At 48.0% G+C, this 24,822-nt stretch carries 25 protein-coding genes, 1 tRNA gene and 1 pseudogene; 7 read left to right on the forward strand and 20 right to left on the reverse strand.

Annotation, left to right across the window (positions count from 1 at the left end; translation table 11 throughout):
* Positions 1 to 31 precede the first annotated feature (31 nt).
* Positions 32 to 481, reverse strand: coding sequence for a 6-carboxytetrahydropterin synthase QueD (queD, locus tag W01_RS07490; RefSeq protein WP_173053475.1), 450 nt, complete (start codon positions 479 to 481; stop codon positions 32 to 34).
* 214 nt (positions 482 to 695) lie between these two features.
* On the opposite strand from queD, the gene W01_RS07495 reads away from it, so the two are divergent.
* From W01_RS07495 to W01_RS07505, 3 genes and pseudogenes are all read left to right on the forward strand, one after another.
* The gene (locus tag W01_RS07495; protein WP_242006906.1) at positions 696 to 1,013 is read left to right on the forward strand and encodes a bacterioferritin-associated ferredoxin; all 318 of its coding nucleotides are present in this window, start codon (positions 696 to 698) and stop codon (positions 1,011 to 1,013) included.
* Between the two features lie 10 nt (positions 1,014 to 1,023).
* Positions 1,024 to 1,488 (forward strand): bacterioferritin, encoded by a 465-nt coding sequence (bfr, locus tag W01_RS07500; RefSeq protein ID WP_173053477.1) that lies wholly within the window; start codon positions 1,024 to 1,026, stop codon positions 1,486 to 1,488.
* A 438-nt stretch (positions 1,489 to 1,926) separates the two neighbouring features.
* Positions 1,927 to 3,088, forward strand: a pseudogene (locus W01_RS07505) (IS3 family transposase); the annotation flags it as partial.
* 223 nt (positions 3,089 to 3,311) lie between these two features.
* Here W01_RS07505 and W01_RS07510 read toward each other — a convergent pair.
* The 7 genes from W01_RS07510 to W01_RS07540 all read right to left on the reverse strand — a co-directional run bounded on the left by W01_RS07510 (position 3,312) and on the right by W01_RS07540 (position 11,713).
* Positions 3,312 to 4,607: a hypothetical protein gene (locus W01_RS07510; RefSeq protein WP_173053479.1), complete on the reverse strand. Its 1,296-nt coding sequence runs from the start codon at positions 4,605 to 4,607 to the stop codon at positions 3,312 to 3,314.
* A 755-nt stretch (positions 4,608 to 5,362) separates the two neighbouring features.
* Positions 5,363 to 5,438, reverse strand: a tRNA-Arg gene (locus W01_RS07515).
* A 349-nt stretch (positions 5,439 to 5,787) separates the two neighbouring features.
* On the reverse strand, positions 5,788 to 6,408 hold the full coding sequence (locus W01_RS07520) for an outer membrane beta-barrel protein (RefSeq protein ID WP_173053481.1): 621 nt from the start codon (positions 6,406 to 6,408) through the stop codon (positions 5,788 to 5,790).
* A gap of 266 nt (positions 6,409 to 6,674) precedes the next feature.
* Positions 6,675 to 7,031, reverse strand: a complete 357-nt coding sequence (locus W01_RS07525) for an FKBP-type peptidyl-prolyl cis-trans isomerase (RefSeq protein ID WP_173053483.1) — start codon at positions 7,029 to 7,031, stop codon at positions 6,675 to 6,677.
* 63 nt (positions 7,032 to 7,094) lie between these two features.
* A complete protein-coding gene (gene folD / locus W01_RS07530) occupies positions 7,095 to 7,946 on the reverse strand; it encodes a bifunctional methylenetetrahydrofolate dehydrogenase/methenyltetrahydrofolate cyclohydrolase FolD (RefSeq protein ID WP_173053485.1) in 852 nt (283 codons plus the stop codon).
* Between the two features lie 247 nt (positions 7,947 to 8,193).
* The gene (locus W01_RS07535) at positions 8,194 to 10,221 is read right to left on the reverse strand and encodes a sodium-translocating pyrophosphatase (protein ID WP_173053486.1); all 2,028 of its coding nucleotides are present in this window, start codon (positions 10,219 to 10,221) and stop codon (positions 8,194 to 8,196) included.
* A 232-nt stretch (positions 10,222 to 10,453) separates the two neighbouring features.
* Positions 10,454 to 11,713, reverse strand: coding sequence for a 6-phosphofructokinase (locus W01_RS07540; RefSeq protein WP_173053488.1), 1,260 nt, complete (start codon positions 11,711 to 11,713; stop codon positions 10,454 to 10,456).
* 663 nt (positions 11,714 to 12,376) lie between these two features.
* On the opposite strand from W01_RS07540, the gene W01_RS07545 reads away from it, so the two are divergent.
* Entirely contained in the window at positions 12,377 to 13,537 is a 1,161-nt protein-coding gene (locus W01_RS07545; protein WP_173053490.1) for a Fic family protein, read from the forward strand.
* Positions 13,538 to 13,893: 356 nt separating this feature from the next.
* On the opposite strand, the gene W01_RS07550 is transcribed toward W01_RS07545, so the two are convergent.
* From W01_RS07550 to W01_RS07585, 8 genes are read right to left on the reverse strand one after another with little or no spacing between them, the layout of a single operon-like run.
* A complete protein-coding gene (locus W01_RS07550) occupies positions 13,894 to 14,418 on the reverse strand; it encodes a gamma carbonic anhydrase family protein (protein ID WP_173053492.1) in 525 nt (174 codons plus the stop codon).
* Positions 14,419 to 14,421: 3 nt separating this feature from the next.
* A complete protein-coding gene (locus W01_RS07555; protein WP_173053494.1) occupies positions 14,422 to 14,823 on the reverse strand; it encodes a GlcG/HbpS family heme-binding protein in 402 nt (133 codons plus the stop codon).
* The gene (adk, locus tag W01_RS07560) at positions 14,820 to 15,506 is read right to left on the reverse strand and encodes an adenylate kinase (protein ID WP_173053496.1); all 687 of its coding nucleotides are present in this window, start codon (positions 15,504 to 15,506) and stop codon (positions 14,820 to 14,822) included. Before adk ends, W01_RS07555 begins: the two co-directional genes overlap by 4 nt.
* Positions 15,503 to 16,297, reverse strand: a complete 795-nt coding sequence (kdsB, locus tag W01_RS07565; RefSeq protein WP_445082545.1) for a 3-deoxy-manno-octulosonate cytidylyltransferase — start codon at positions 16,295 to 16,297, stop codon at positions 15,503 to 15,505. Before kdsB ends, adk begins: the two co-directional genes overlap by 4 nt.
* A complete protein-coding gene (locus tag W01_RS07570; RefSeq protein WP_173053500.1) occupies positions 16,297 to 16,485 on the reverse strand; it encodes a Trm112 family protein in 189 nt (62 codons plus the stop codon). The genes kdsB and W01_RS07570 overlap by 1 nt, the downstream gene beginning before the upstream one ends.
* Positions 16,466 to 17,458, reverse strand: coding sequence for a tetraacyldisaccharide 4'-kinase (lpxK, locus tag W01_RS07575; RefSeq protein ID WP_173053502.1), 993 nt, complete (start codon positions 17,456 to 17,458; stop codon positions 16,466 to 16,468). The genes W01_RS07570 and lpxK overlap by 20 nt, the downstream gene beginning before the upstream one ends.
* Before the next feature lie 20 nt (positions 17,459 to 17,478).
* Complete coding sequence (locus W01_RS07580; RefSeq protein WP_173053504.1) at positions 17,479 to 17,892, reverse strand: ExbD/TolR family protein; 414 nt, start codon at positions 17,890 to 17,892, stop codon at positions 17,479 to 17,481.
* Positions 17,893 to 17,895: 3 nt separating this feature from the next.
* Entirely contained in the window at positions 17,896 to 18,504 is a 609-nt protein-coding gene (locus W01_RS07585) for a MotA/TolQ/ExbB proton channel family protein (RefSeq protein ID WP_173053506.1), read from the reverse strand.
* Positions 18,505 to 18,885: 381 nt separating this feature from the next.
* Between W01_RS07585 and xseA the strand changes: the two genes are divergently transcribed.
* The 3 genes from xseA to rpmG all read left to right on the forward strand — a co-directional run bounded on the left by xseA (position 18,886) and on the right by rpmG (position 20,820).
* A complete protein-coding gene (gene xseA / locus W01_RS07590; RefSeq protein WP_173053508.1) occupies positions 18,886 to 20,247 on the forward strand; it encodes an exodeoxyribonuclease VII large subunit in 1,362 nt (453 codons plus the stop codon).
* A 167-nt stretch (positions 20,248 to 20,414) separates the two neighbouring features.
* Entirely contained in the window at positions 20,415 to 20,651 is a 237-nt protein-coding gene (gene rpmB, locus W01_RS07595; protein ID WP_173053510.1) for a 50S ribosomal protein L28, read from the forward strand.
* Positions 20,652 to 20,664: 13 nt separating this feature from the next.
* On the forward strand, positions 20,665 to 20,820 hold the full coding sequence (rpmG, locus tag W01_RS07600) for a 50S ribosomal protein L33 (protein ID WP_173053512.1): 156 nt from the start codon (positions 20,665 to 20,667) through the stop codon (positions 20,818 to 20,820).
* 75 nt (positions 20,821 to 20,895) lie between these two features.
* On the opposite strand, the gene W01_RS07605 is transcribed toward rpmG, so the two are convergent.
* The 4 genes from W01_RS07605 to W01_RS07620 all read right to left on the reverse strand — a co-directional run bounded on the left by W01_RS07605 (position 20,896) and on the right by W01_RS07620 (position 24,592).
* The gene (locus W01_RS07605; protein ID WP_173053513.1) at positions 20,896 to 22,062 is read right to left on the reverse strand and encodes a DesA family fatty acid desaturase; all 1,167 of its coding nucleotides are present in this window, start codon (positions 22,060 to 22,062) and stop codon (positions 20,896 to 20,898) included.
* Positions 22,063 to 22,124: 62 nt separating this feature from the next.
* Positions 22,125 to 22,475, reverse strand: coding sequence for a SpoIIAA family protein (locus tag W01_RS07610; RefSeq protein ID WP_173053515.1), 351 nt, complete (start codon positions 22,473 to 22,475; stop codon positions 22,125 to 22,127).
* A gap of 21 nt (positions 22,476 to 22,496) precedes the next feature.
* Complete coding sequence (locus tag W01_RS07615) at positions 22,497 to 23,345, reverse strand: DMT family transporter (RefSeq protein ID WP_256380095.1); 849 nt, start codon at positions 23,343 to 23,345, stop codon at positions 22,497 to 22,499.
* Positions 23,346 to 23,482: 137 nt separating this feature from the next.
* Positions 23,483 to 24,592 carry an aromatic ring-hydroxylating oxygenase subunit alpha gene (locus W01_RS07620; protein ID WP_173053519.1) on the reverse strand — a complete coding sequence of 370 codons (1,110 nt, stop codon included), beginning with the start codon at positions 24,590 to 24,592 and terminating at the stop codon, positions 23,483 to 23,485.
* Between the last annotated feature and the right edge of the window lie 230 nt (positions 24,593 to 24,822).

Below are 24,822 nucleotides of genomic sequence, written 5' to 3' on the forward strand. Positions count from 1 at the left end.
GTACAAACACACAATCAACAATTCATCAAAGTCAGCTTGAGTTGCGCAGGCAATCTGCCCAGTTATTAGGTGTCTCGTAAATACGCACGCGTTCCAGTTGCAGGTTATTCCCATAGCTATGACGATAGGCACTATCGAGCAGCTTGAATGCAAGCATAGCGAGATTTTCTGCGGTAGGCGGTACTTCCAGAACTACAGTTTTGTGATTGGGCAGTGAATTCAGAAAATCCAATACCGCTGTGTCACGGCGATATACCAGGAAAGCATGATCCCACGCATCCACTAACTGTTCCTTGGCTATGCGTTTCACTTCAGTGTAGTCCATTACCATGCCTTGTTCGGATAAACCATCAGTGGTGATGATTTCGCCGGACAGAGTAATCTCAATGGCGTAGCGATGACCGTGCAAATGCCGGCACTGGCTAGCATGGCTGGGAATGCGATGGCCTGCATCAAACTCTAGCCTTCGGGTAATTTGCATAATAGATGTAAGCTGTGTAGGTGTGTGGATTATAACTTGAATGTAGCAACCGCACGCTGTAAGGCGCGTTGCGCTTCTTGCTTTTCTCGGCTTTCTTGCATTTGCAAGAGGCTCGCCAGCCTCTTCACTCACGTTAAACATCTCCCTGATAACAAATTAGTTGCGTTTTGTTCATTATTAAGTATCATTCTCATTATTGCTAGATGAATCAGTCGTGGAGCAGTTTGACAGCCCAGCATCAAAAAATAGTTTTATTGCTGGACAACAACAAGCTGATCCGCATATGATAAGGGTTAGGGTTAGGATTATGTATATTTGTATTTGCAAGGGCATCACCGATTCCGCCATCCGTGAAGCCGTCTGTCAAGGCGCATGTCGTATGCGGGATTTAAAAACCTGTCTGGGTGTAGGTACGCAGTGCGGTAAATGTGCCTGTCATGCCAAGCAAGTTTTGAATGAGGTTCTGGCAGATTTAAAACATGTCAAAATAATGCTACATCAACCCAGCCATCTGGTTGAGACCATAAATTAAGGAAGCCAACATGAAAGGCAATACAGAAATCATTCAGTTTCTCAATCGTCAACTGAAACACGAGTTGACTGCCATTAACCAGTATTTCCTTCATGCCCGCATGTACAAAAACTGGGGTTTCAATAGCTTGGGCAAGCATGAATATGATGAGTCTATTGAAGAAATGAAGCACGCTGATATGCTGTTAGAACGCGTTTTATTTCTGGAAGGTCTACCTAATTTGCAGGAACTCGGCAAGCTGATGATCGGCGAAAAAGCCGAGGAGTGCGTGGCCTGCGATCTCAAGCTAGAACTGGCCGCACGCGAAAATCTGGTCGCTGCAATGTCCGCCTGCGAAAGTGCTAACGATTATGTCTCTCGCGAAATTTTTAAAAAAATTCTGGAAGACACTGAAGGACACATTGATTGGCTGGAAACCCAACTGGATGTGATGCAAAAAGTCGGCATCCAAAATTGGCTACAAAGCCAGATGTAATCTGTTATTGCCGCCTTCAATAATTCCGGCCAACAATTTTTGCGGCGTCAACAGATCAAAATCGAAATTTTACTCCTGCAAACCAAATCTCCCGGGATTGGAGAGATGTCCAATCCCTTTACGGTCCAATGATGTATGCACCAACACCGTAATGATGTATGCACCAACACCGTTAAGTCTTCCACCTTGCTGGTATCCACAGCCGCCAGCGTGAACACATTGCCCAGTTTACGGACGCGGATGAGCCGAAACATAGTTTCGCCAAATCGGTAGTACATCCCCATAACCAAAGCCACGACCTCATACATCGGTGTTCATCAACCTGCCCCGGCTATCTAATAGCGACATAATCCTTAAAATTACTACACGGAGACTATAGTGCCCCCCGTTTTCCGGACAGTGAATTAAGATGGTAGCCTGCTGTAAAAAGAGCGGGTTGTGAGTGAAATGAAGCGTAAGAATTTCAGTGGTAAATTCAAGGCCAAGGTGGCCATCGAAGGGACCCGTGGAATCAAAACGGTGAATGAAATTGGTCAGGAATTTGGGGGGCATCCCACACAGGTTGGTTTGTGGAAGAAGGAATTGCAGGAGCAGGCAGGAAGTCTGTTTGATGCCAAGCGGAGACCGAAACCCATCGATCCATCGTCCACTCCGGAACGACTGTATTCAAAAATTGGCCGATTGAAGATGGAACTGGATTGGCTCAAAAAAAAGTCCGGGATCAGCCAATAGAAGTGCGCAAGCAATGGGTTGGCGCCGCCGAGCCACTGGCGCTGACCGGGCAATGTGAACTGACCGATGTGGCGCGATCCACTGTCTATGCGCCTTCGGTGGCCTCAAAGCCGGATAAGCAGGAATTGATGTTGATGGCGTTGAGTACACCCGTCACCCGTTTTACGGCAGCCGTAAGATCAAGATTTACCTGCGTGATTTGGGTCACAAGATCAACCGCAAGCGTGTGCAGCGATTGATGGTGATGTTGGGATTGGCTGACATGGCGCCCGGGCCGAACACCAGCCGTTCGCACCCGCAGCACAAGATTTACCCGTACCTGCTCAGAGGCGTGAACGTGACCTGCCCCAATCAGGTGTGGAGTACGGATATCACCTATGTGAGGCTGCCGCAAGGCTTTGTGTATCTGGTTGCAGTGATCGACTGGTACTCGCGCAAGGTGCTGGCATGGCGGCTGTCAAATACGCTGGATGCGGGATTCTGCGTGGACTGCCTGGAACAAGCGATACAGGCCTACGGTGTGCCGGAGATATTCAACACGGACCAAGGCTGCCAGTTCACCAGTGCAGTGTTTACTGACGTTCCCAAAGCGCACAGCATCGCGATTAGCATGGACGGGCGAGGCCGGGCACTGGACAATATCTTTGTGGAACGGCTCTGGCGCAGCGTCAAACATGAGGACGTGTATTTGAAAGGCTACGCCACCATGCCGGAGTTGCTGCTGGGTCTGACGGAATACTTTGTGTTTTACAACACGGAAAGGACGCACCAGTCGCTGGACTACAGCACCCCGGATAAGGTCTACTGGACAGCGTGCGGCGGCGGAGCAAGCATCGTGGACAAATACGGCGCCAGAAAAGAAATTGATCAGAAACAAAAGACAGAAACAAAACTGGGGCAGCGCCATTCCGCTGCATGTGAAGAGCTACCCTCTTAAACTCGATGCATTATTGTCTTGACGGAGGGGTCCACCATACTTTCGTAAATGCGACAGAACCTAATAAAAATTAAGAGGTCAGCCAGATTGATTGTTTCTTACTCTTAAAATTAATTGACAAAATCAAGTTGGCTGATTCCTTAATAGTTATAACTTAATGAGTAGCCCAAATCTGGCGCTTAATTACTTTTGACCCCGACACCCCATTGATTTTAAATGTCATTGTGCCGTTGTCTCTATCTGTAAACGAAAAGGAGACATTTCCAACAGGTGACACACTCAAGTTAGCACCGTTCCATGTGCTTGTTATTTCAGAGCCTGCTGTGACTCCGTAGATTTCACCTGAGCAACCGTTGTCTTCTACTACACAATTAGAAGCAACATACCAGGTTGGGGAACCACTCTTATTGTAGGTAAACATGGTTGCGAATATTTTACTGTATTGCTGTATCAGATTTACTCCCCACCCAGATTCATTTGAATTGTAAAATAAACCGTATAACGGTGAGGCACCTGAAGTGTCAAGTGAGAAAGCAGGATCTCCTATACCATCGCCATTTGGATCAACAGGTACAACTGTGGCGACAAAGTGACCTGAACTTTGGGATCCATATGCGAAATGAAATATCCGTGGCCCAGATTCATCAAATGTATATGACAATTCATCTCCGCAATTTCCACTAACTCGATTCAAGTACAAGTCGCGGACGTGAATCTGAGTATCATAACTACTTGGGATTGACCCAGTTCCAGAATTGCTGCTACATCTACTTTTTTGTTGAAGGCTTAGCGGCTTATCTAAGGCCACGTTGATGATTATCTTGTCTCCCTTATTCGCTGTGTAAAGGTAGTAATTGTAAAAAGTATTAATTGAAAGTTGATTGTTGCTTTCCATACTGATTAATTTGGGATTACTGGGTGTTCCATCAGGTCCGCTTGGCGCTGAGACTACAGAATTGCCGATTATAGAAGCCGCATACCCATATCCAGGACCATTATCTGGATAATAGAATTGAATAGTATATTTATTAGATTGCGGAAACTCGAAAGTGAGGTCTTCTCCGCAAGTAACGCGAACTAGATCAAAGTTGTTGTCATAAACTCGAATCTGTGTTGGGTAACTGCCACCTGCACTACAACGACTTTTTTGTTGATCTGACATCGGGGTATTCAAGAATGCATGGAGAATCAACTTTTCACCTTGTTGCGACGTGTATTTAAAATAGTTAGTAGATGCATCACGAGATATTTCGTTGCTCGTGGTAAGACTAAGTACAGTGGGCGCATTTGGTACGCCGCCTTGAACAGAAGATTGATAATAAACTCGCGCTGTCTCTGAATTTATAATTTGAATGAAGTCTGTGCTGGCGAGGACGCTATTAATGTAGAGGATTAATGAAGCGAAAAAGGTAGTGCATGGCAGCACTGAATAAAACTTTGCATAATTCAATGTGTACTTCCTTGTGCAAATGGTTGGCTTCAGATTGCTTGCGAGAGAGATAACGGGTCAAGTCGCTTGATCAATACATGATTGATAAGTTGTCGTACTTTAATGCCCGTCCCGATGGAGTCGAATATAAAAATGTCTATTATCACTAAATGAATCGTTGTAGTGACTGAGGTCGCATAAAAAAATTCCGTTCTGCTAAATACGGCTACTATGAAGCATTCCTGCATACTCTAAATCAATAAGGATATCTAATTGACGAATGAAGTAGAAGAAGCCTGTAAATTTATTATTAATCAATCAGCTTAACCCACTATACAGATTGATTTGCACATCGTATCGTAACTATTTTTCACTCCAATGTTTTTCCTTGGGAGATTTATTCATTTTATCGGATGGTATATTCTTGTAGTTTGCTACAGGCTCATTAAAGGGCCAAGCACGGATTATATAAGGCTATGTCGTAGGTATCTGTTGATTTTTGATAGCCATTTAATTTTGAAGGTTTTTTTCAGTAATCAAAAGAACACAATCAAATGATTTATAGGTACTTAGTAAGCTACTAAATCAAATTCATCAGCAATGACGGATTTTTTAGCTGTATCTGATTAAGGGATTATTCTAACGGCAAGAATCAGGGAATCTTTAATCAACCGTCTTTATGCGGTTTTTTTTGCCTATTGTTTTTTCTACTGTAGCACTGGTGTAGCACCATAGAAAATAAATATAACCAGAATATCTGCAACCCATTGTTTTATTGGTGCCCCGAAGACGAATCGAACGTCCGACCTACCCCTTAGGAGGGGGTCGCTCTATCCACTGAGCTACCGAGGCGCGCGTGCATTCTAACGCAAATGAGCTCGGTTCACACCTCTGCGGTTCAGCATTTACCCTATGGTAATACGTATTACTGAGCGCGAAAATTTGGCAGAGACGACCACCCGGTCAAGCTGATAGTGCCACAATTCGTGAAACCGTATGTTAAGACGAGTAAGAACGACGTGACCGACCCAAAATTTAACTTTACAACCTGCTGAACTCTCGTCCAGTCGAAATAATTTATGGCCAGTTGTGTATTCTCTATTTCGATGATGGCGAAAATGCAATCTTTCGATAGAGTTTTGAGCGAAATAAAACCGGGCAATTATTCAATTGTCCGGTTGTGCATAGATAATATAAAACATCAGAATTTAAATGTGATGCCGGTTGACAGAAAGTCCATGTCCGTTCTACCAGTGGTGGCGTCATCACCTACCTTGTTTAAGCGCTCCCATTCTGCACGAACAGCAAGATTCGGGACGAAATCATATGTCGCGCCGAAGCCGAAATTGGCGCCAGTGCCGGATTCTTTTTGGTGAGCTCTAAAACCAAGACCGGAAGCATTAGTTTTTAGCTCATTCCTCGCCAGACCAAGCTTGCCAAATACCGAAAATCCATTACTGATGGGCGCCGTAAAAACACCTGCCAATCCCCAAGCTTGAACTTTGGCAGATGCGCCGACAGGAACAACGGTACTGCCATTAAATGCGGTGTCATTACCCGTAAATTTGCCCAAGTCAAAATAGGTGGCTTCCACTCCCCAGTTTGGGTTGATCTGATAGCCACCATATACCTTGTACCCAGTATCCTTGTCATCGACATTTCTCAAACCTTGTGGAATGTCTTTGTATTTCGATTGACCGGCGCTGCCGCCGATGTAATAAGTAGATAGACCTGTTCCGGGTGCGGCTATTGCTGAGGGTACGATGAAAGTGCTTCCTGCTCCCAGCAGTGCAACTGCACAAGCTATTTTTTTCAGTTTCATGATTTTCCCTTTCGTTATGTTTAAGAACGGTAACCTGACAAAGGAAGCCTTTATTCTTATCAGATTACCCTTTTACAGCGCGCCGCTCTTTATAAGAAATATCTACCTTAGTAACATTTCTCATATCATTTGGCACTCTAGCGCAAACATTGTCATACCTACACGGGTGATCTTTTTTGAGGGTGAAAAAAGTTGTCACGTTGCATCTATATTTTTAGCCCCCGGCAGTTCCAATTTAAATACCAGCACATTCGCGCTTAATGGATTTATCCACGCCCGTATAACGCTTCCAACAACTCCACTTCAAACACCAGCGTCGAATTTGGTGGAATGGCGCGCCCTGCACCACGCGCGCCATAGCCAAGTGATGCCGGAATAGTCAGTTTGCGCACGCCACCCACCTGCATGCCTTGTACACCTTCATCCCAGCCAGCGATTACTTCTCTTGCGCCGAGAGTGAATTGAAAAGGTTCGTGTCTCTCTTTGCTGGAATCGAATACAGTTCCATCTGTAAGCCAGCCAGTGTAATGGACGGTAACCGTGTGCCCACCTTGGGCTGTGCCTCCGCTGCCAACGGTAATGTCTTCATATTGCAGTCCGGATGGGGTAGTAGTTGTAGTCATTTCTTTCCTTGTGAGTTGATTTAGGGTTAGTCATTTCCGCTTGTGTTGGAATGACAGTTATTGTTACTTTTTTTCACGTTCTGCTGCTTGTATAGTATTTGCTATCAACATGGTAATGGTCATTGGGCCGACGCCGCCAGGCACAGGGGTGATGTAGCCTGCCACTTTTGTTGCACTTTCAAAATCAACGTCACCCACTAGCTTGCCATTGGACAGACGGTTGATGCCGATATCAATCACGACTGCTCCAGACTTGATCATATCGCCGGTAATCATATGAGGCTTGCCGGTAGCGACCACCAGAATGTCAGCATCCCTTGTGTACTTGCCAAGATTCACCGTCCTGGAGGTGCAAATAGTGACGGTAGCACTTTGGTGCAACAGCATAAGTGCCATTGGTTTGCCGACAATGTTGCTGCGGCCGACTACCACGGCGTGTTTGCCCTCGATTTCAATGCCCATTTTTTCTAGCAATTTCATTGTACCAGATGGTGTACAGGGCGGAAATAAGGCGGTGCCGGTAACCAATGCGCCGATATTCATCGGATGGAATCCATCTACGTCCTTGTTCGGGCTGATGGCTTCCAACACCTTGTGACTGTCGATGTGATTGGGCAAGGGGAGCTGTATCAACAAACCATGGATCGCCGGGTTAACATTTAATTCAGCAATTTTCGCCAGCAATGTTGTTTCTTGCGTGTCGGCGGGCAGGGCGATATGTTCGGAATAGAGTCCGATTTCGGCGCAGGCTTTTACCTTGTTACCAACATACACCTTTGAGGCAGGGTCTTCCCCTACGATGATGACTGCCAAGCCAGGCGTAATGCCACGCATCTTTAGCGCATCCACACGTACCTTCCACTCAGCGCGTAATTCCTGAGCGATGGCCTTGCCGTCAATGATGCGAGCTGTCATTTTTTATTCCTTAAGATTAAAACGAATGTCTTGTTGATGCGTTTGATAGTTGGCAACCTCGGTCATGATTTTGAATAGGTTTGATCAACGAAAAAAGCATCCTGAATCTTGTCCAACTTGAACTCATGATGTAAGTTTTTTTATGGGTATTGTTGAAAGAAACGAATTGTAACATTCAGTGAATCGAAAATAAGGGCGAGGAAAAGTGAGCTTATGGGTAGCCCCTGAATGTGCTACTGAATGAGGTTCATAACAAGGGTACGATCATTAGCGCCACAATGTTCATGATTTTGATTAACGGGTTGATGGCAGGGCCAGCAGTATCCTTATACGGATCACCGACGGTGTCGCCCGTTACCGCAGCCTTATGGGCTTCCGAGCCTTTGCCACCGAAGTTGCCCTCTTCAATATACTTTTTGGCGTTATCCCATGCGCCGCCACCATTGGTCATGGAAATTGCCACGAAGATGCCGGTGACAATGGCGCCAACGAGCACGCCGCCCAATGCTTGTGCGCCCAGGGTTAGGCCGACGATTACGGGAACCGTGACCGGCAGCAGAGAAGGTACGATCATTTCCTTGATAGCTGCTTTAGTCAACATGTCAACGCAGGTTCCATATTCAGGCTTGCCGGTACCTTCCATGATGCCAGGAATTTCCTTGAATTGGCGACGTACTTCCACCACCACAGAACTGGCGGCACGGCCAACCGCTTCCATGCCCATGGCAGCGAATAAATAGGGCACCATGCCGCCGATGAAAAGGCCGATGATCACCATGTGATTAGATAAATCGAAAGTCAATCCCGGGTGATTAAAGGAAAGCGCATGGGTGTAATCGGCAAATAGCACCAGTGCCGCGAGGCCGGCTGAGCCGATGGCGTAGCCCTTGGTCACGGCCTTGGTGGTATTGCCTACCGCGTCGAGAGGATCAGTAATGTTGCGTATGTTACTCGGCAACTTGGCCATTTCGGCAATACCACCGGCATTGTCGGTGATCGGGCCAAAGGCATCGAGCGCCACGATAATCCCCGCCATAGAGAGCATTGAGGTCGCGGCGATAGCGATACCATACAAGCCGGCCAGTTCATAGGCGCTCCAGATGGCCACGCACACCGCTAATACTGGCGCAGCAGTCGACTTCATCGAGACGCCCAAGCCGGCGATTACATTGGTGCCATGGCCAGTGGTGGAGGCTTCAGCAATATGCCTTACCGGGCTGAACTCGGTCGCGGTGTAGTATTCGGTGATCCACACCAGCGCGGCCGTCAGTGCCAGCCCAATAAAAGTCGAACCATATAACGCGTTAACGGAATAAACGCCGTTATCGCCCATTAGCCACTGGGTGATGGGATAGAAAGCGATCAGCGCCAACACGGCAGATACGATCAGGCCGCGATAGAGTGCGTTCATGATCTTGCCACCCTCTCGAGCTGTTACAAAATAGGTGCCGACGATAGAAGCGATGATCGAGAACCCGCCCAGCACCAATGGATAAATCACCGCGTTTGAGCCGGAATTGGCCATCAGTAAATCACCCAAAAGCATGGTGGCAATGATGGTCACGGCATAGGTTTCAAATAGATCCGCAGCCATGCCAGCGCAATCACCGACATTGTCGCCGACGTTGTCGGCAATCACCGCCGGGTTGCGCGGGTCGTCTTCGGGGATACCCACTTCGATTTTGCCCACCAAATCTGCGCCTACGTCAGCACCTTTGGTGAAGATACCGCCGCCAAGACGGGCAAAAATAGAAATCAGCGAACCGCCGAAAGCCAGACCGACCAAGGCGTGGGTTGCTTCCATAGGAGTGCTGCCCATCGAAATAGTGAGGAAGGCGTAGTAACCCGCCACACCCAACAGACCCAAGCCGACTACCAACATGCCGGTAATGGCTCCGCCCTTGAAAGCTACATTCAAAGCTGCGTTGAGACCGGCGTTTGCAGCTTGTGCAGTACGCACGTTGGCACGCACCGACACGTGCATACCTATGTAGCCCGTTAGACTCGACAGAATCGCACCGAGGGCGAAGCCCATAGCTGTTTTCCAACCCAGATCCGGTATAAGTAAAATTACCAGAAACAGCGTTACGCCGACGATGGCTATCGTGCTGTATTGCCGGTTCAGGTAGGCAGAAGCGCCTTCCTGTATGGCGGCAGCGATCTCGCGCATTCGATCGTTGCCGGTCGACTGAACCAAAATCCATTTGATAGAAACCGCTCCATATATGAGCGCCGCCATTGCACATAACAGCGTAAATATCAGACCATCAGACATAAGTTTCTCCCTATAGTTAAACCAGCCTGTTAGAACCGGCAAATTACACAAACACAAAAAACCAAAACAAAATAAGTTATTGACCTTTACGTAATTCGTGACAAATGCCATTTCAGCAACCGTTATTCCCGCGAAAGCCGGGGTAACGGGGTAGTAGATATTGTTTGTTATGGCGCCCTTTTTAAAAATTGGATTGGATAGGTTGACTGATATTGTGTGCGGTATTTAATAGCTATACCTTAAACTCGGCCAGTTTCTTGGGGATCGCCACATTCTTGAGCCGAACGTATTGTGGCAAGCCGTCTTTGTAGGGTGGGTAATCTTCGCCCTTGATCAGCGGAGCGAGGTATGCACGGCACTTGTCAGTGATGCCGAAGCCATCCTTGGTGATAAAGTTGCGCGGCATCATTTTTTCTACATTAGCCACGTTTTTGAGCTGGGCAACGCCAATTTTCCACTTGTAGGGCTTATCGGCGAGACGAACAATGGTAGGCATGACAGCGTTTTCGCCTGTTAATGCCAACTGCACTGCAGCCTTGCCGAGCGCATAGGCCTGTTCAACGTCGGTCTTGGAAGCGATATGGCGCGCGGCACGTTGCAGGTAATCAGCCACCGCCCAATGGAATTTGTAACCCAACACTTCCTTCACCATGTTGGCTACCACCGGCGCTACGCCCCCTAACTGGGCGTGACCGAAAGCATCTCTTAGCCCCTGGTCAGAGAGAAATTTGCCGTCCGCACCTTGCACGCCTTCTGACACCACTACTGAACAATAGCCATGCTGCTTTACCATGGCATCGACTTTGGCCAGAAATTTTTCTTTATTGAAGGGGATTTCAGGAAACAGGATGACGATCGGCAGCTCGCAATTTACATCCGAGGCCAAACCACCGGCAGCGGCTATCCAGCCAGCATGTCGACCCATCACTTCCACTACGAATACCTTGGTTGAGGTCTTGGCCATGGAAGCAACATCGAAACTGGCCTCTCGTACCGATACGGCGACGTATTTGGCGACCGAGCCAAAACCAGGGCAACAGTCAGTGATGGGCAAATCATTGTCCACCGTTTTGGGTACATGGATTGCCTGAATGGGGTAACCCATTTTATCCGCCAGCTGTGAAACTTTCAGGCAGGTATCAGCGGAATCACCCCCGCCGTTATAAAAGAAATAACCAATGTTGTGCGCCTTGAAGACTTCGATCAGCCGCTCATACTGCAATCTGTTTTCTTCAATACCTTTCAGCTTGAAGCGACAGGAACCGAATGCACCGGACGGGGTGTGGCGCAGTGCCGCAATGGACTTGGCGGAATCTCTAGTCGTATCGATCAGATCTTCAGTCAGCGCGCCGATGATGCCATTACGGCCTGCATAGACTTTGCCGATTTTGTCCTTATGTGCACGGGCCGTTTCGATCACGCCACAAGCCGATGCGTTGATTACGGCAGTGACGCCACCGGACTGGGCATAAAATGCGTTTTTCTTTGTCATGTGGTTAATAACTCCATATGAATTTATTAATCTAACCATTGATTGGTAATGTAGAAATTTATCTTACTCCATTTTTAATGGCCCATATAATCAAATAAAGGGGGGCATGTTAAAAAATACGGCTGTGGATTTAGCCTTGCCTGCTCACCTGCTACGCTTCCCATCTACCCAAAAGGACTCCCGAAATTTTCTATGCCTCGATTTTTCGAAACAGATTCAAAATCATCAGTGGATATCGCCCAATTTATTTTCTATTCTCCGCATTCGATGTTGCATCCAGTTCAGTGATATGCCGACAAGTGCATCATGCTTATTGGTCAGTCGCTAGTAAATACGTCAGTACATCTCTTGGGGTTTGCTGCTATGCCCGATCAATATGCCCGGCTTGCCTTTTAGGCGATCACGGATTTTATCTGTGTGCCGCATTACACGATCATTGGGATTTTCCCGCTGACTGGAATAGGCCAGCCGGTAGCAATACGACAGGCGAAGATTGTAGAGCTACCCATTCATTTCGACTTCATCAAGCAAGGCCAGTCAACATAATTTTGGGCGTATTTAAAGATAATTTTTTAAGAGTTGTTAAATAATATACTGATTTTATTGTTATAATGTAGTTACTTTAAATATACTAAAAAACTACCATTACAGAAAAATATTACCATGCCTATATTTAGTCACCATAATTTAACATTGCTTAATCCGTCATTTGACTCACCACTGGTAGATGTTTTGACGGAGCTGGAGCACCTGCGCCGACTGCAACTGCAGGGCACGACCCCGGCCCAGGTTTTTTTTCAGCTCAAGTACATCTTCCACATGTTAGAAAGTCTGGGGTCAGCCCGTATCGAAGGTAACCACACCACTTTAGCTGACTATGTGGAAAGCAAACTGGAAGGCACACGACAGGCTCCCTCTGACCAACTTCGAGAAATGGAAAATATTGAAGCGGCTATGGCGTATATTGAGGAAAGTATTCAGTCTGGCGACGGACTGACAGAGCACTTCATCCGAGAGCTGCACGCTATAGCGGTAAAAGAGCTAGAACGTGAAGGAGATGCCACGCCGGGCGCATACCGGCAGAAGCAGGTAAAAATTGCACAGTCCGAACACTTGCCACCTGAGTTCATCCAAGTGCCACACTATATGCAGGATCTGGTAGCGTTCATCAACGAAAATCACCCACCAAAATATGATCTCATCAAGGTGGCGTTGGCGCACCATCGTTTTAGCTGGATACACCCATTTGGCAATGGTAATGGCCGCGTGGTTCGTCTGCTAACCTATGCTTTGCTGATCAAGTACGGATTCAATGTAAAAACCGGCGGCAGAGTGTTGAACCCAACAGCGGTATTCTGCAATGACCGCGATCAGTATTACTCCATGTTGGCACGCGCTGATTCCGGTGCAGGGAAAGAATTGGAGGTATGGTGCATTTATGTATTGCAAGGCATCCTGGACGAATTACGTAAAGTGGATCGGCTTACTGACCTTGGTTATTTGAGCGACAGAATTCTTACACCTGCAATTTTTTATGCCAAGGAAAGACAGCTCATTACGGCGATGGAAGAGAGTGTGTTGCGCATAAGCGTAAAAAACGGTGTAGCCAAGGCTGCTGATCTGGCGGCTGGTATGCCCGGTATGTCATCCGCCCAGCGCACCTATCAAATCAAAAAATTGGTGGAGCGAAAAATGTTGCAGCCCATCAAGGAGGGCGCACGTCAATATACCATTGGATTTAGTAATAACTATCTGATACGAGGCGTAATTCGTGCCTTGTCAAATGAAGGATTTATCCCCGCAACACTGAATAAAGCTGATTAAATAACTGTGGAATGAAGATGGCGTAGCCGTGCTGGATAAGTTGATCCGTGGGTGATGTGTGTTCGACTATAGATTTGAAGAGCACAAAAATTCAGAAGATGGTGTTTATCCGGCATCGTGAGACTTTTCAGCGCAACGACGTGAATAAAATGTTGGAACGCATGATCCCAGATAAGTCAAAGAGTCGTATCCAAATACACGTCCGAGAAAATCGCTTGAATTTCGAACACCCGCAGCGGTTTACAGCAAACCCCTACCAATATGGGTTCACTAAATCCATGACTAAACATTAACTGTTGTGGTTAGCACTTAAATTCGTCCAGCTTGTGCTGAGCTGTCTGTTTAGAAAAACGGGTTTAGGTAATGCTCACCAGCGAATTCAGATAGCGACTAAGATTTCCTACGTAACGCGCAGCATTGGTATGCAGGGCTGCGATTTCTTCTTCTCTCAAGCTGCGCAACACCTTGCCGGGCGAACCTACCACCAGCGAATTATCTGGAATTACTTTGCCTTCGGTAATCAGCGTGTTCGCGCCTATCAGGCAATTGCGGCCGATTACGGCGTGATTAAGGATGGTGCTGTGGATGCCGATTAGGCTGCCGTCGCCGATGGTGCAGCCGTGCAGCATTACCAAGTGGCCAACAGTGACGTTGTTGCCTATGGTGAGCGGTGCGCCGGGATCGGTGTGCAGCACTGAACCATCTTGAATGTTGCTGTTTTCACCAATGTGGATGGGTTCGTTGTCGCCACGTATCACGGCGTTGAACCAGATGCTGACATTATTTTCGAGAATGACCGAGCCGATGACGCTGGCATTGGGCGCGATGAAATGCTGTTGTCCGCGTAGTTCCGGTGTGCGGTCTGACAGGGTGTAAAGCATGGATCAGCCCAATGCCGCCACACCAGCTTGCGCGATCTGCCCATCTTCAAACGAGCGCACGCCGCTGATGCCGAGTCCGCCAATGATCTGGTTGTCATGCATGAGTGGCACCCCGCCTTCGGAAGGGAGGACGCCCGGCAGGGCGAGATGAATCAGGCGACCGCCCATTACCGCGTCTTCGATAACCTTGGTCGGCCGTTGAAAGGCAACCGCTGCCCGCGCTTTCTGGGTGGCGATTTCCACGCTGCCAAACTGGGTGTCGTGATTGCGTTGAAGATAAAGCAGATGGCCACCATCATCCACGATGGCAATCACTACTCGCCAGGAATTGCGTAGTGCCTCGGCCTCGGCAGCCATAGCAATTTTTTTAGCATCGTCAAGCGTGAGGATAGGTTTGCTGATCATGGTTGATGTGCTGCCAATGCGTTAAATATTCGGTCGCGTATGCTGTCCACGCTGCCGATGCCAGGAATATTGATGCAGTGCGGCGCGTGCGTACCATCAGACTTCCCCTTGGCGGACCCACTTTTCTCCCAATTTAAGTAGTATTCGACGAGAGGTTTAGTTTGTTCATGATAGACCTCAAGACGTTTTCTGACGGTATCTGCGCGGTCATCCGGGCGTTGTATCAAGTCTTCACCGGTGATGTCGTCCTTACCGGGTATTTTGGGTGGATTGAATATTATATGGTAGGTACGTCCCGAAGCGGGATGGGCGAGACGACCATCCATACGCTGGATGATGTCGCTATCCGGAACCTCGATTTCCACCACAAAATCAATACCGATGCCGGCGTCTTTTATTGCTTGGGCTTGCGGTATGGTGCGTGGAAAACCATCCAGCAGGAAGCCATTGACGCAGTCTGCTTCTTTAATGCGTTCTTTCACCAGGTTGATAATGATGTCATCAGATACCAATCCACCTGCATCCATTATTTTTTTGGCTGCTTGTCCTAGCGGGCTATCCGCCTTGACCGCCGCGCGCAACATATCTCCGGTTGATATTTGAGGGATATTGAATTTCTCTTTAATCAGGTTGGCTTGGGTGCCTTTACCGGCGCCAGGTGCGCCTAACAGTATAAGTCTCATGGTGGTGCTCCGTTTATTTGGTCGTTGATTATACGCTTGCTGTCAAATAGCTTGCGGGTAGCGTGCAGATCTTGTTCGGTATCGACTCCACTGGGGGGTACGTCTGCGCTAATGGTTACTCCAATCTTGTAACCGTGCCATAGGGCACGTAATTGTTCCAACATCTCAATCTGTTCGATGGCAGCAGGGGCGAGTTTGAGAAAAGTCCGCAGAAAACCGGCACGGTAAGCATAAATACCGATGTGGCGTAATACCGTGAGATTTTCCGGCTGTGATGTGCCAGATGTGTGCGCATCGCGCGGATAAGGAATCGGCGCACGGCTGAAATACAGGGCATTGCTGTGTTTATCCAGCACCACTTTGACAATGTTGGGATTGCGCATGGCCTCTTCATCATGGATGGGATGACAGGCGGTGGTCATGGCGCATTCCGGGTGGCCGTACAAGTGTTGTGCTACGGCACTGATTAGTGCGGGTGGCATGAGGGGTTCGTCGCCCTGTACGTTGACTACAATAGTATCGTCGGGCCACTCAAGCTGTTCCACCACTTCGGCAATGCGGTCGGTGCCGCTGGTGTGGTGAGCGTGAGTCAGGCAAGCCTTAAAACCATATTCATGCACGGCAGCTATGATGGATTGATGATCAGTGGCAATCCATATTTGCTGCGCACCACTTTGAGCGGATTGCTCGGCAACTCGCACCACCATCGGCTTGCCGGCAATCGGCAATAACGCCTTACCCGGCAAGCGGGTAGAGGCGAAACGTGCCGGAATGACGACATGAAAGGCTATCATCGAAGTCGTTCGATTTCTTCCGGAGTAAGCTTACGCGCTTCATCTGCCAGCATTACGGGAATGTCATCCTGTATAGGAAATGCCAGACGATCCGCCTTGCAGATTAATTCCTGTTCGGTTTTGCGATAAACCAGCGGGGATTTGCACAATGGGCAAACCAGGATTTCAAGTAGTTTGGAGTCCATCAGGAGTAAGCCTTTCTAGGATTTGTTGGGTAAGCAAGGAATCCAACTGCGCATCCACGCGTAGCACCCAGCATTTTTCGTTGGCGAATGTCGTGCATTTTACCGCATCTTTTTCCGTCATGAGTATTGCGTCTGCATCAGTGTAGTCCAGATCGGCAGGCGTGAAGCGATGATGGTCGGGGAAAGGATGGGCTTGTGCCTTCAATCCCAGACGGTTCAGATGCGAGAAGAAGCGCTGTGGGTGGCCGATCCCGGCAATGGAGTGCAGACGTTGGCCGTAAAAATCAGCAGCGTGAGCAGAAGTATTCGGATTGAGCAGGTTGTAAAAACTTTCCCCATAGAGTTGCATGCTGTGTTGGTCTTTGGTGGCCATGCCCCCATGAATAACGACGGCATCCACCTGCGTCAGGCGTGATATGGGCTCACGCAACGGGCCGGCCGGGAGTAGAAAGCCATTGCCAAAACGACGTATCCCATCTACTACTGCAATTTCAAAATCGCGCTGCAAGCGGTAATGTTGCAGGCCATCATCGCTAAGCACGATATCGCATTCAGGATGAGCTTGTAACAGCGCGCGAGCTACGCCAACGCGATCGCGCCCGATCCACACGGGACACAGCTTACGTTGTGCCATCAACACCGCTTCATCGCCGGCCTCATCGGGGCTGCTTGACGCATGCACGGGCAGCGGGGATGTAGTGGTGCCCCCGTACCCGCGACTGATGATGCCGGGATGCCAGCCGCTATCAATTAATTGCTGCGCCAACCATAGTGTAAGCGGTGTTTTGCCGCTACCGCCAACGGTAATATTGCCCACCACGATGATAGGTACCGGCAACTTCACGCTCGTTAAAATGCCGATACGGTAAAGCGCACGTCGAGTTGCCGCCAGCATGCGGAATATAAAACTGACTGGCAACAGGATGAGGTGTAGCGGAGTGGTGCGATACCAGTGTTGCTCTAGCCACTGCATTCGCTTAGCCTAGTCGCCCGTTATTTTCGGCTGGTGGTAAAGGTAATGCGACCATAACCAGCAAGACGCGCTGCTTCCATGATGTTAATTACTGCTTGGTGCGGTGCCTTGGCATCGGCGTTAATAATGATGGTCGGATCTTTTTGCTCGCCAGCGGCTGCACGCAGCGCTTGCGACATATTCTGCACGTTATTGAATGTCGTGGCCGCACTGTTGATGGCGTAGTGCTCCGAAGCATCTACTGACACATTGATTTGTTTTGCTTGTGAAGTTGTTTCATCGCCACTAGCCTGCGGCAGGTTAATCTGTAATTCGGAAAATTTGGTGTAGGTGGTCGACACCATTAGAAAAATTATGATTACCAGGAATATATCTATCATTGGAATCAAGTTGATTTCTGGTTCCTCACGCATGCGACCGCGTTGAAAATTCATGGCTTAACCTCGGCGTGCGCCATGTATGATTTCAATTAGTTTGATTGCTTGCTGTTCCATCTCGATAGTCAGGCCATCTACTTTAGCGCGGAAATGGCGATAAAAAATCATACTGGGGATAGCCACCATCAGACCGAATGCCGTATTGTACAAGGCTATCGAGATGCCATGGGCGAGTGCGGCGGGCGCACTTTCTGCGGTATTCTGCACGCCAAAAATTTCAATCATTCCCACCATCGTGCCGAACAGGCCTAACAGTGGGCTTATTGAAGCGATTGTCCCTAATGTAGTGAGAAAGCGCTCAAGCTCATGTGCGGCAGCGCGTCCTGCTTCCTCGACAGACTCTTTCATCACTGTGGACGGGCTTTTAATGTTTTTGAGGCCAGCGGCGAAGATACGACCAAGCGGGGATTCTGCTTCTAAACGGGAAAGCATGGCATCGCTGACTCCGCGCTGCTTAAGTTCCTGGACCACTTCATTGAATAGCTCGGCAGGTGCAATTTTTTTGCTGCGCAGGGTCATCAAGCGTTCTGCAATTAACGCAACAGCAATCACAGATGCAACTATCAGAAACCAAATCGGCCAACCAGCCGCTTCTACAAGAGCAAACACTGAACTTCTCCAAAATATGCTTAAATTTAACAAAGCGGAACTGTATCTGGTCACACTTGTTTGAGCAAGATTTCTCAAGCTAATTTAACCTGAATGTTCCTTAAGTTCGTATCATAATTGTTTTGATAACAGCACTATAAAGCGAAGTGGCGGTGATACTGTCGCATGCACAAAAATTGTGTGGATAACTATGTGGATAAGATATTAGAAACAATGCTTAACTGCTTATAATATAACCAATTTTGGCCACCTGTTTAATTTGCATATATTTAAAATATACAATAAAAACAAAAGCATATTATATATCACCAAAGTATTGCGCTATAATTTTTGTGTAATATGCCCTCTTCCTAAAATTGTGGATTATTAAAGAATGTCAATATGATTTTTAAATTAGTTGAAGATGAAAAAAATCATGTATTCAGTGTGCAAGAGCTCAACATGGCCGCTAAGCAGATATTGGAAAACGGCTTGCCCCTGCTATGGGTGCGTGGCGAAATTTCCAATTTTGTCTGTGCTACTTCCAGGCATTGGTATTTTTCCCTGAAAGATGAGCAGGCACAGGTACGTTGCGTGATGTTCCGCCACAAAAGCCAGTACCTTGACTGGCAACCCAAGAATGGCATGCAAGTGGAAGTGTTGGCTCTGGCCACGTTGTATGAAGCGCGTGGTGAATTTCAATTGACGCTGGAACAGATGCGGCCAGCAGGACTGGGGGCGTTATATGATGCGTTCGAACGCCTCAAACGCAAACTGGAAGCCGAAGGGTTGTTCGATGCTGCGCGAAAACGACCGCTGCCGTTCCTCCCCGTACAAATTGGCATTGTCACTTCGCCGCAGGCAGCAGCGTTACGCGATGTGTTGATTACCTTGGCTAAGCGTATGCCCAGTACTTCTGTCGTGCTGTATCCCACACCGGTACAAGGAGAGGGGGCGGCGCAAAAGATCGCGCAAGCCATTCGACTGGCTAATGAGCGTGCTGAGTGCGACGTGCTGATGCTATGTCGTGGTGGTGGCAGTATCGAGGATTTGTGGGCATTTAACGAAGAAATACTAGTGCGTGCCATCGTCGCCAGTCGTATTCCGGTAGTGAGTGGCATCGGCCATGAAACCGATGTTACCATCGCTGATTTTGTTGTAGATCAGCGTGCTGCTACACCCACTGCAGCAGCGCAACTGGTTGTGCCGGAGCGGCAAGCATTATTGCAACGCGTATACCATTGGGCACAGCGATTAGCACATGGCAAGCAGCGCCAATTCGAACGTGTTATGCAGCAGCTCGACTACTTGCAGCGGCGTTTGGTGCATCCTGCACAGCGAGTACAACAACAAACTCAGCACCTTGATCATCTGCAGCGACGCTTGGAGACCGTGCTCGCTTACATGTTACAGCGTCAACGATGGCGTTGGCAGTTGTTGCAGCGACGTTTACATACGGTGTGTCCAAACATTGAGCAGCTTAGTGTGCGGCAGACGGTTTTGGCTCGCCACCTGCTGGAAGTCATGCAGCGCACACTGGAACGCTACAATGCGCGTCTAGGTAGCATACATCAGCACCTCGACCATCTCGATCCGCAACAGGTGCTGGCGCGCGGCTACAGCATGGTGCGTGATGCACATGGCGCAATTATTTTAGACAGCACTGTTTTACCTGTAGGCGCGCGCCTTGATATCACTTTCGCGCATAGTTGGGCGCATGTGGAATTAAAAGATAAGGGGGAATCTTCCCCAGTGCAGCTGTGAGTGTGAACGAGAGAGAGGATCTTAAGTTGTTATATCTCAGAAGATTTAACGTTGAAAAAAGCAGCATTGTTAATTTCGTTAACTTGATGCGATAGCTGTAGGTTGATCAAGTAGAAGGTTTTAGAGTAGAATCGCGCTTCTTTTGCAAACTAGTTGGGGAAATAGCTATGGCTCGCGTCTGTCAAGTAACGGGGAAACGCCCAATGGTGGGAAACAATGTATCTCACGCCAATAATAAAACAAAGCGTCGTTTCCTGCCGAATTTGCAGCGTCGTCGTTTGTGGGTTGAAACTGAAAATCGCTGGGTATCTTTACGCCTTACCAATGCCGGATTGCGTACCATTGACAAGAATGGTATCGATGCGGTGTTGCTTGAAATGCGCGCACGCGGCGAAAACGTCTAAGGAGTAACAAAAAATGCGTGAAAAAATCAAGCTTGAATCCAGCGCCGGCACTGGTCATTTCTATACGACGGATAAAAATAAGCGCACTACGCCGGAAAAAATTGAGATCAAGAAATTTGATCCAGTGGTGCGCAAACATGTGATGTACAAAGAAACCAAGCTGAAGTAAACCCTTCGCTTTGTTTGAGTGTATGAAAAAACCCGCTTAAGCGGGTTTTTTGTTTAGGCTCACAAAAGAAATATACTAAGCGTAACACCTCAATCGTTGGGAAAATTCCTGTAACGCTGCAATCCCGCTGTTTTCCGCTCGATGACACCAATCTTCCAATTGTTTTACTAATTGCTCCTTGGTCGCCGTAGAGCTTTGCCAGATGACGGCCAGTTCTTGGCGCAGAGTATAGGTTGTCTGTAGGATACCGCTAGCTTTAATTACCTCACTTAGTTTCGTTTTTTGTTGTTCTGTCAAAACATTCTCATCCAAGTGTAGCCAATGTTTGATACGCACCACATCAATTTTATCTGAGGCTTGTAGCTTGAGCCGGGCTATTTCTATCGAGTAAGTTTTTTTCAGTAATTGGGCATATCTGGCGGTGACTTCGTAGCGGTTAGCAATAACGGCGTGCAGGGTCTCCATATCACATGAAGTCTTGGCTTGGTTCAGGCGTATTCGCGGGGCACGCCTCTTAACTTGTGCTAGACCGAGCGTCTCTATAATGCGGATATAGAGCCAGCCGATGTCGATTTCATACCACTTATTGGAAAGTTTAGCGGAGGAAGCATAAGCATGATGGTTGTTGTGCAGCTCTTCACCGCCGATGAAAATACCCCACGGCACGATGTTAGTGGAAGCATCCTCCGTCTGGAAGTTACGATACCCCCAATAGTGCCCAAGACCGTTGACAATACCGGCTGCATTAATAGGTATCCATGCCATTTGTACGGCCCAGATGGTTAGACCCAGTGGGCCAAACAACAGTACGTTGATAATCAGCATCAGCGCAATGCCGAGTTCACTGCGTTTGCTGAAAAGATTGTTTTCCAACCAGTCGTTTGGTGTACCGTGGCCGTATTTGTCTAGTGTTTCCTGATTCTCGGCTTCTTTGCGGTAAAGAGCAGCGCCTTCCAATAGCACTTTCTTGATGCCCACAATAACCGGGCTATGGGGATCTTCCTCTGTCTCGCATTTAGCATGGTGTTTGCGGTGGATGGCGACCCATTCTTTTGTGACGATAGCGGTGGTTAGCCATAACCAGAAACGAAAAAAAAAACTGGGAATAGCATGCAGATTCAGTGCGCGATGTGCCTGATGGCGGTGCAAAAAAATGGTAACCGATGCGATGGTAATATGGGTTAAAGTCAGTGCAACAATTACATAGCCCCACCAAGGCAAATCAATAAAACCTAGAAACATTCACTATCTCCTGAAATATCGGCTATAAATTAGCGTACTATTTTAACATAACTAAGAGCTAATCAAGCGGTGGTCACCCAAGTTTCAGCTTGTTCATAGTCAGTAAAGACACATATGTCCGCATCCACGAACATGCGCGATAGCCAAGCCTGCCATGTGATCCACTGATCATCCGTAATAACTGCAATCTTGCTGAAATCATGCATGTGTTCACGATTGAAAAATTTGATTTCCGCCCATGCTACATCGACCGTGTAGCTGATCATGTCACGTAGATCGAACAACAGATTGACCGTGCCGGGGGATTTAAGCAGGTAAAGTGCATGTTCCTCGAATTGCTTAAAATCAGCCAAGGTGAATTCGCCTAGTACAGCAATATTGAGCAGGGTGGAGGTTTGTTCTATTGTGATCATATTAAGTCTCTTCTTCGTTAGTTATGTGCCGCCGTGCTTGGGTGCCAGTTTCAAGCTTAACACACCGCCTGCAATGATAAGTCCTATGCCTATCCATCCCATTAATGGCAATGCCTCGTCCCACAGGACCATGCCGAATATGCTGGCGAATATCACCGTGCTGTAGGACAAGCTACCTGCCACTAGCATTTTCCCGGTACGGTAGGCCCGGGTCATCGCTAGTTGTGCTAGCGTGGCAGTGCTGCCGAGTCCGAGCAAGATGAATAAACCAGGCGTAGTGATGGGGTGCATAGTTCCGAGCAACATGCCGCCGCCGCTGGTAATAGCCGCAATCAGACTAAAATAGAATACTACCCGCCATTCCGGCTCACCACGTAACCCAAGCTGCTTGACATTGAGGTAGGCGATGCCGGCCAAAAAGCCGGAAATCAGCCCGATCAAACCGGGGATGAGTTGATCCTGGGCCAACGTGGGATGCAGTAGCAATATGACGCCACAGAACCCCAGCAGGATTGCGGTGGAGAGAGCCGGACGGAAATGTTCCTTGAAGGCCAGCATGGTCAGGATAGTGAAATAGAGTGGTGCAGTGTAATTTAGCGTTACTGCGGTGGCCAGCGGCAATACGGTGATACAGTAAAAATATAACATCAGCGCGATGGTGCCAGAAACGCCGCGCCACAAGTGCTGCTTCAGGTAAGGAGTAGACAGCGACAACCCTTGTTGACGGATGACCGCGTAGATCATCAATAACCCGAGTAACGCGCGATAGAATACCAATTCAATATGAGAAAAATATTCTGCACCGAGTTTAACAAACACCCCCATGCAGCCAAAAAAGAATCCGGCGACTAGCATCCATAATGCGCCCATTCCAATAAATTATTTAAGTAGATGGTTAAAATAAACGCTAATCCAGCGCAGGCAGAAATAATTCTGCTTAACTAAACAGGAGTCACGCCTGCACACGTATGACAATGCATGGAATTTTTTAGTGGCGATTAAGATGATCATTTGTCTAAATGCGGATCAAGCTGGCGTCGCAGAAACTCATGGAAATGCAGCAGGCCGTCCTCGGTCGGAGATTGATACGGTCCAGCATCTTCGATCCCATGCTGGTATAGCCATTTGCGCCCCTGGTGCATTTTCAGGCAGATGGTATCGTCCTCAAGCGCGGTTTCGCGGTAGGCAGCCTTTTCCGCTTCGACAAAATCGCGCTCGAATAACACTATGTCTTCTGGGTAGTAAAACTCCATAATGTTAGTGCAGGCATTGACCCCGCGCGGAATGACAGTACTGACCACTAATGTATTGGGGTACCACTCAACCATAATGTTAGGGTAATAGGTCAGCCAGATCGCGCCGTATCTAGGTAGCGTGCCGTTACTATATCGCAGCACTTGTTCCTGCCATTTGCCGTAGGCGGCACTTCCAACTTTGCGCAAGTCATGATTGATGCCTACAGTTTGCACGCTATACCAATCGCCGAATTCCCAGTGTAGATCGTCACAATTGACGAATTTACCCAGACCGGGATGGAACGGTGCAACATGGTAGTCCTCTTGATATACCTCAATGAAAGTCTTCCAATTAAAAGCATATTCATCTATCTCTACACGATCCAGTTGATAATTGGAAAAATCCAGCTCCTTTAACGCAGGGATATCCGCCAGATCCTTGGTAATATTGCGTTTACCTGCGAACTGTAAGCCATTCCAATGTTGCAACGGAGTCTTATTGAGATCCCGGCAGGGGTTTTGCGGGAAGCGCGGTGCACCTAATAGTTTGCCATCCAGCTGGTACGTCCAGCGATGCAGCGGACACACAATGTTTTTCGCGCTACCACGTCCTTCCAGCATGGTGGCCTGACGATGACGGCAAATATTGGAGAGCAGCTCTACTCCGTTTTTATTACGCACCAACATCTTGGCATTATCCATCCAATCCAGAACATGGTAATCGCCAAGGTTTGGTACCAATAGTTCGTGTCCGATATAGCCAGGGCCGTCATCGAATAATATGCGCTGTTCAATTTCCAAAATTTTTGGATCAAAATACCAGCGTAGGGGCGGTTGTGTAAGAACTGGGGTGAGCTGATAGATCTTTGCGATCTCGGACATACCAACATCTTCCTTGCAAAAAAGTGAATACGTTATGGGCAAAAGAATCAAATTGTCCCTTAAAACTGCAAGAGGGAGCAACAAAAATTGTCATTTGGCTTCATATTACATTCAAGGTCGGCAAGATTTCATTCGCCGCCGACCAGTTTTAGTCCTCCTAGGAGAACCTGCCGGAAATTCATCACATGCTGAATCAACTATCTGCCTGCGTAATTTGTAATCGGTGCATC

The sequence above is a fragment of the Candidatus Nitrotoga sp. AM1P genome (assembly GCF_013168275.1).
GTDB lineage: Bacteria > Pseudomonadota > Gammaproteobacteria > Burkholderiales > Gallionellaceae > Nitrotoga.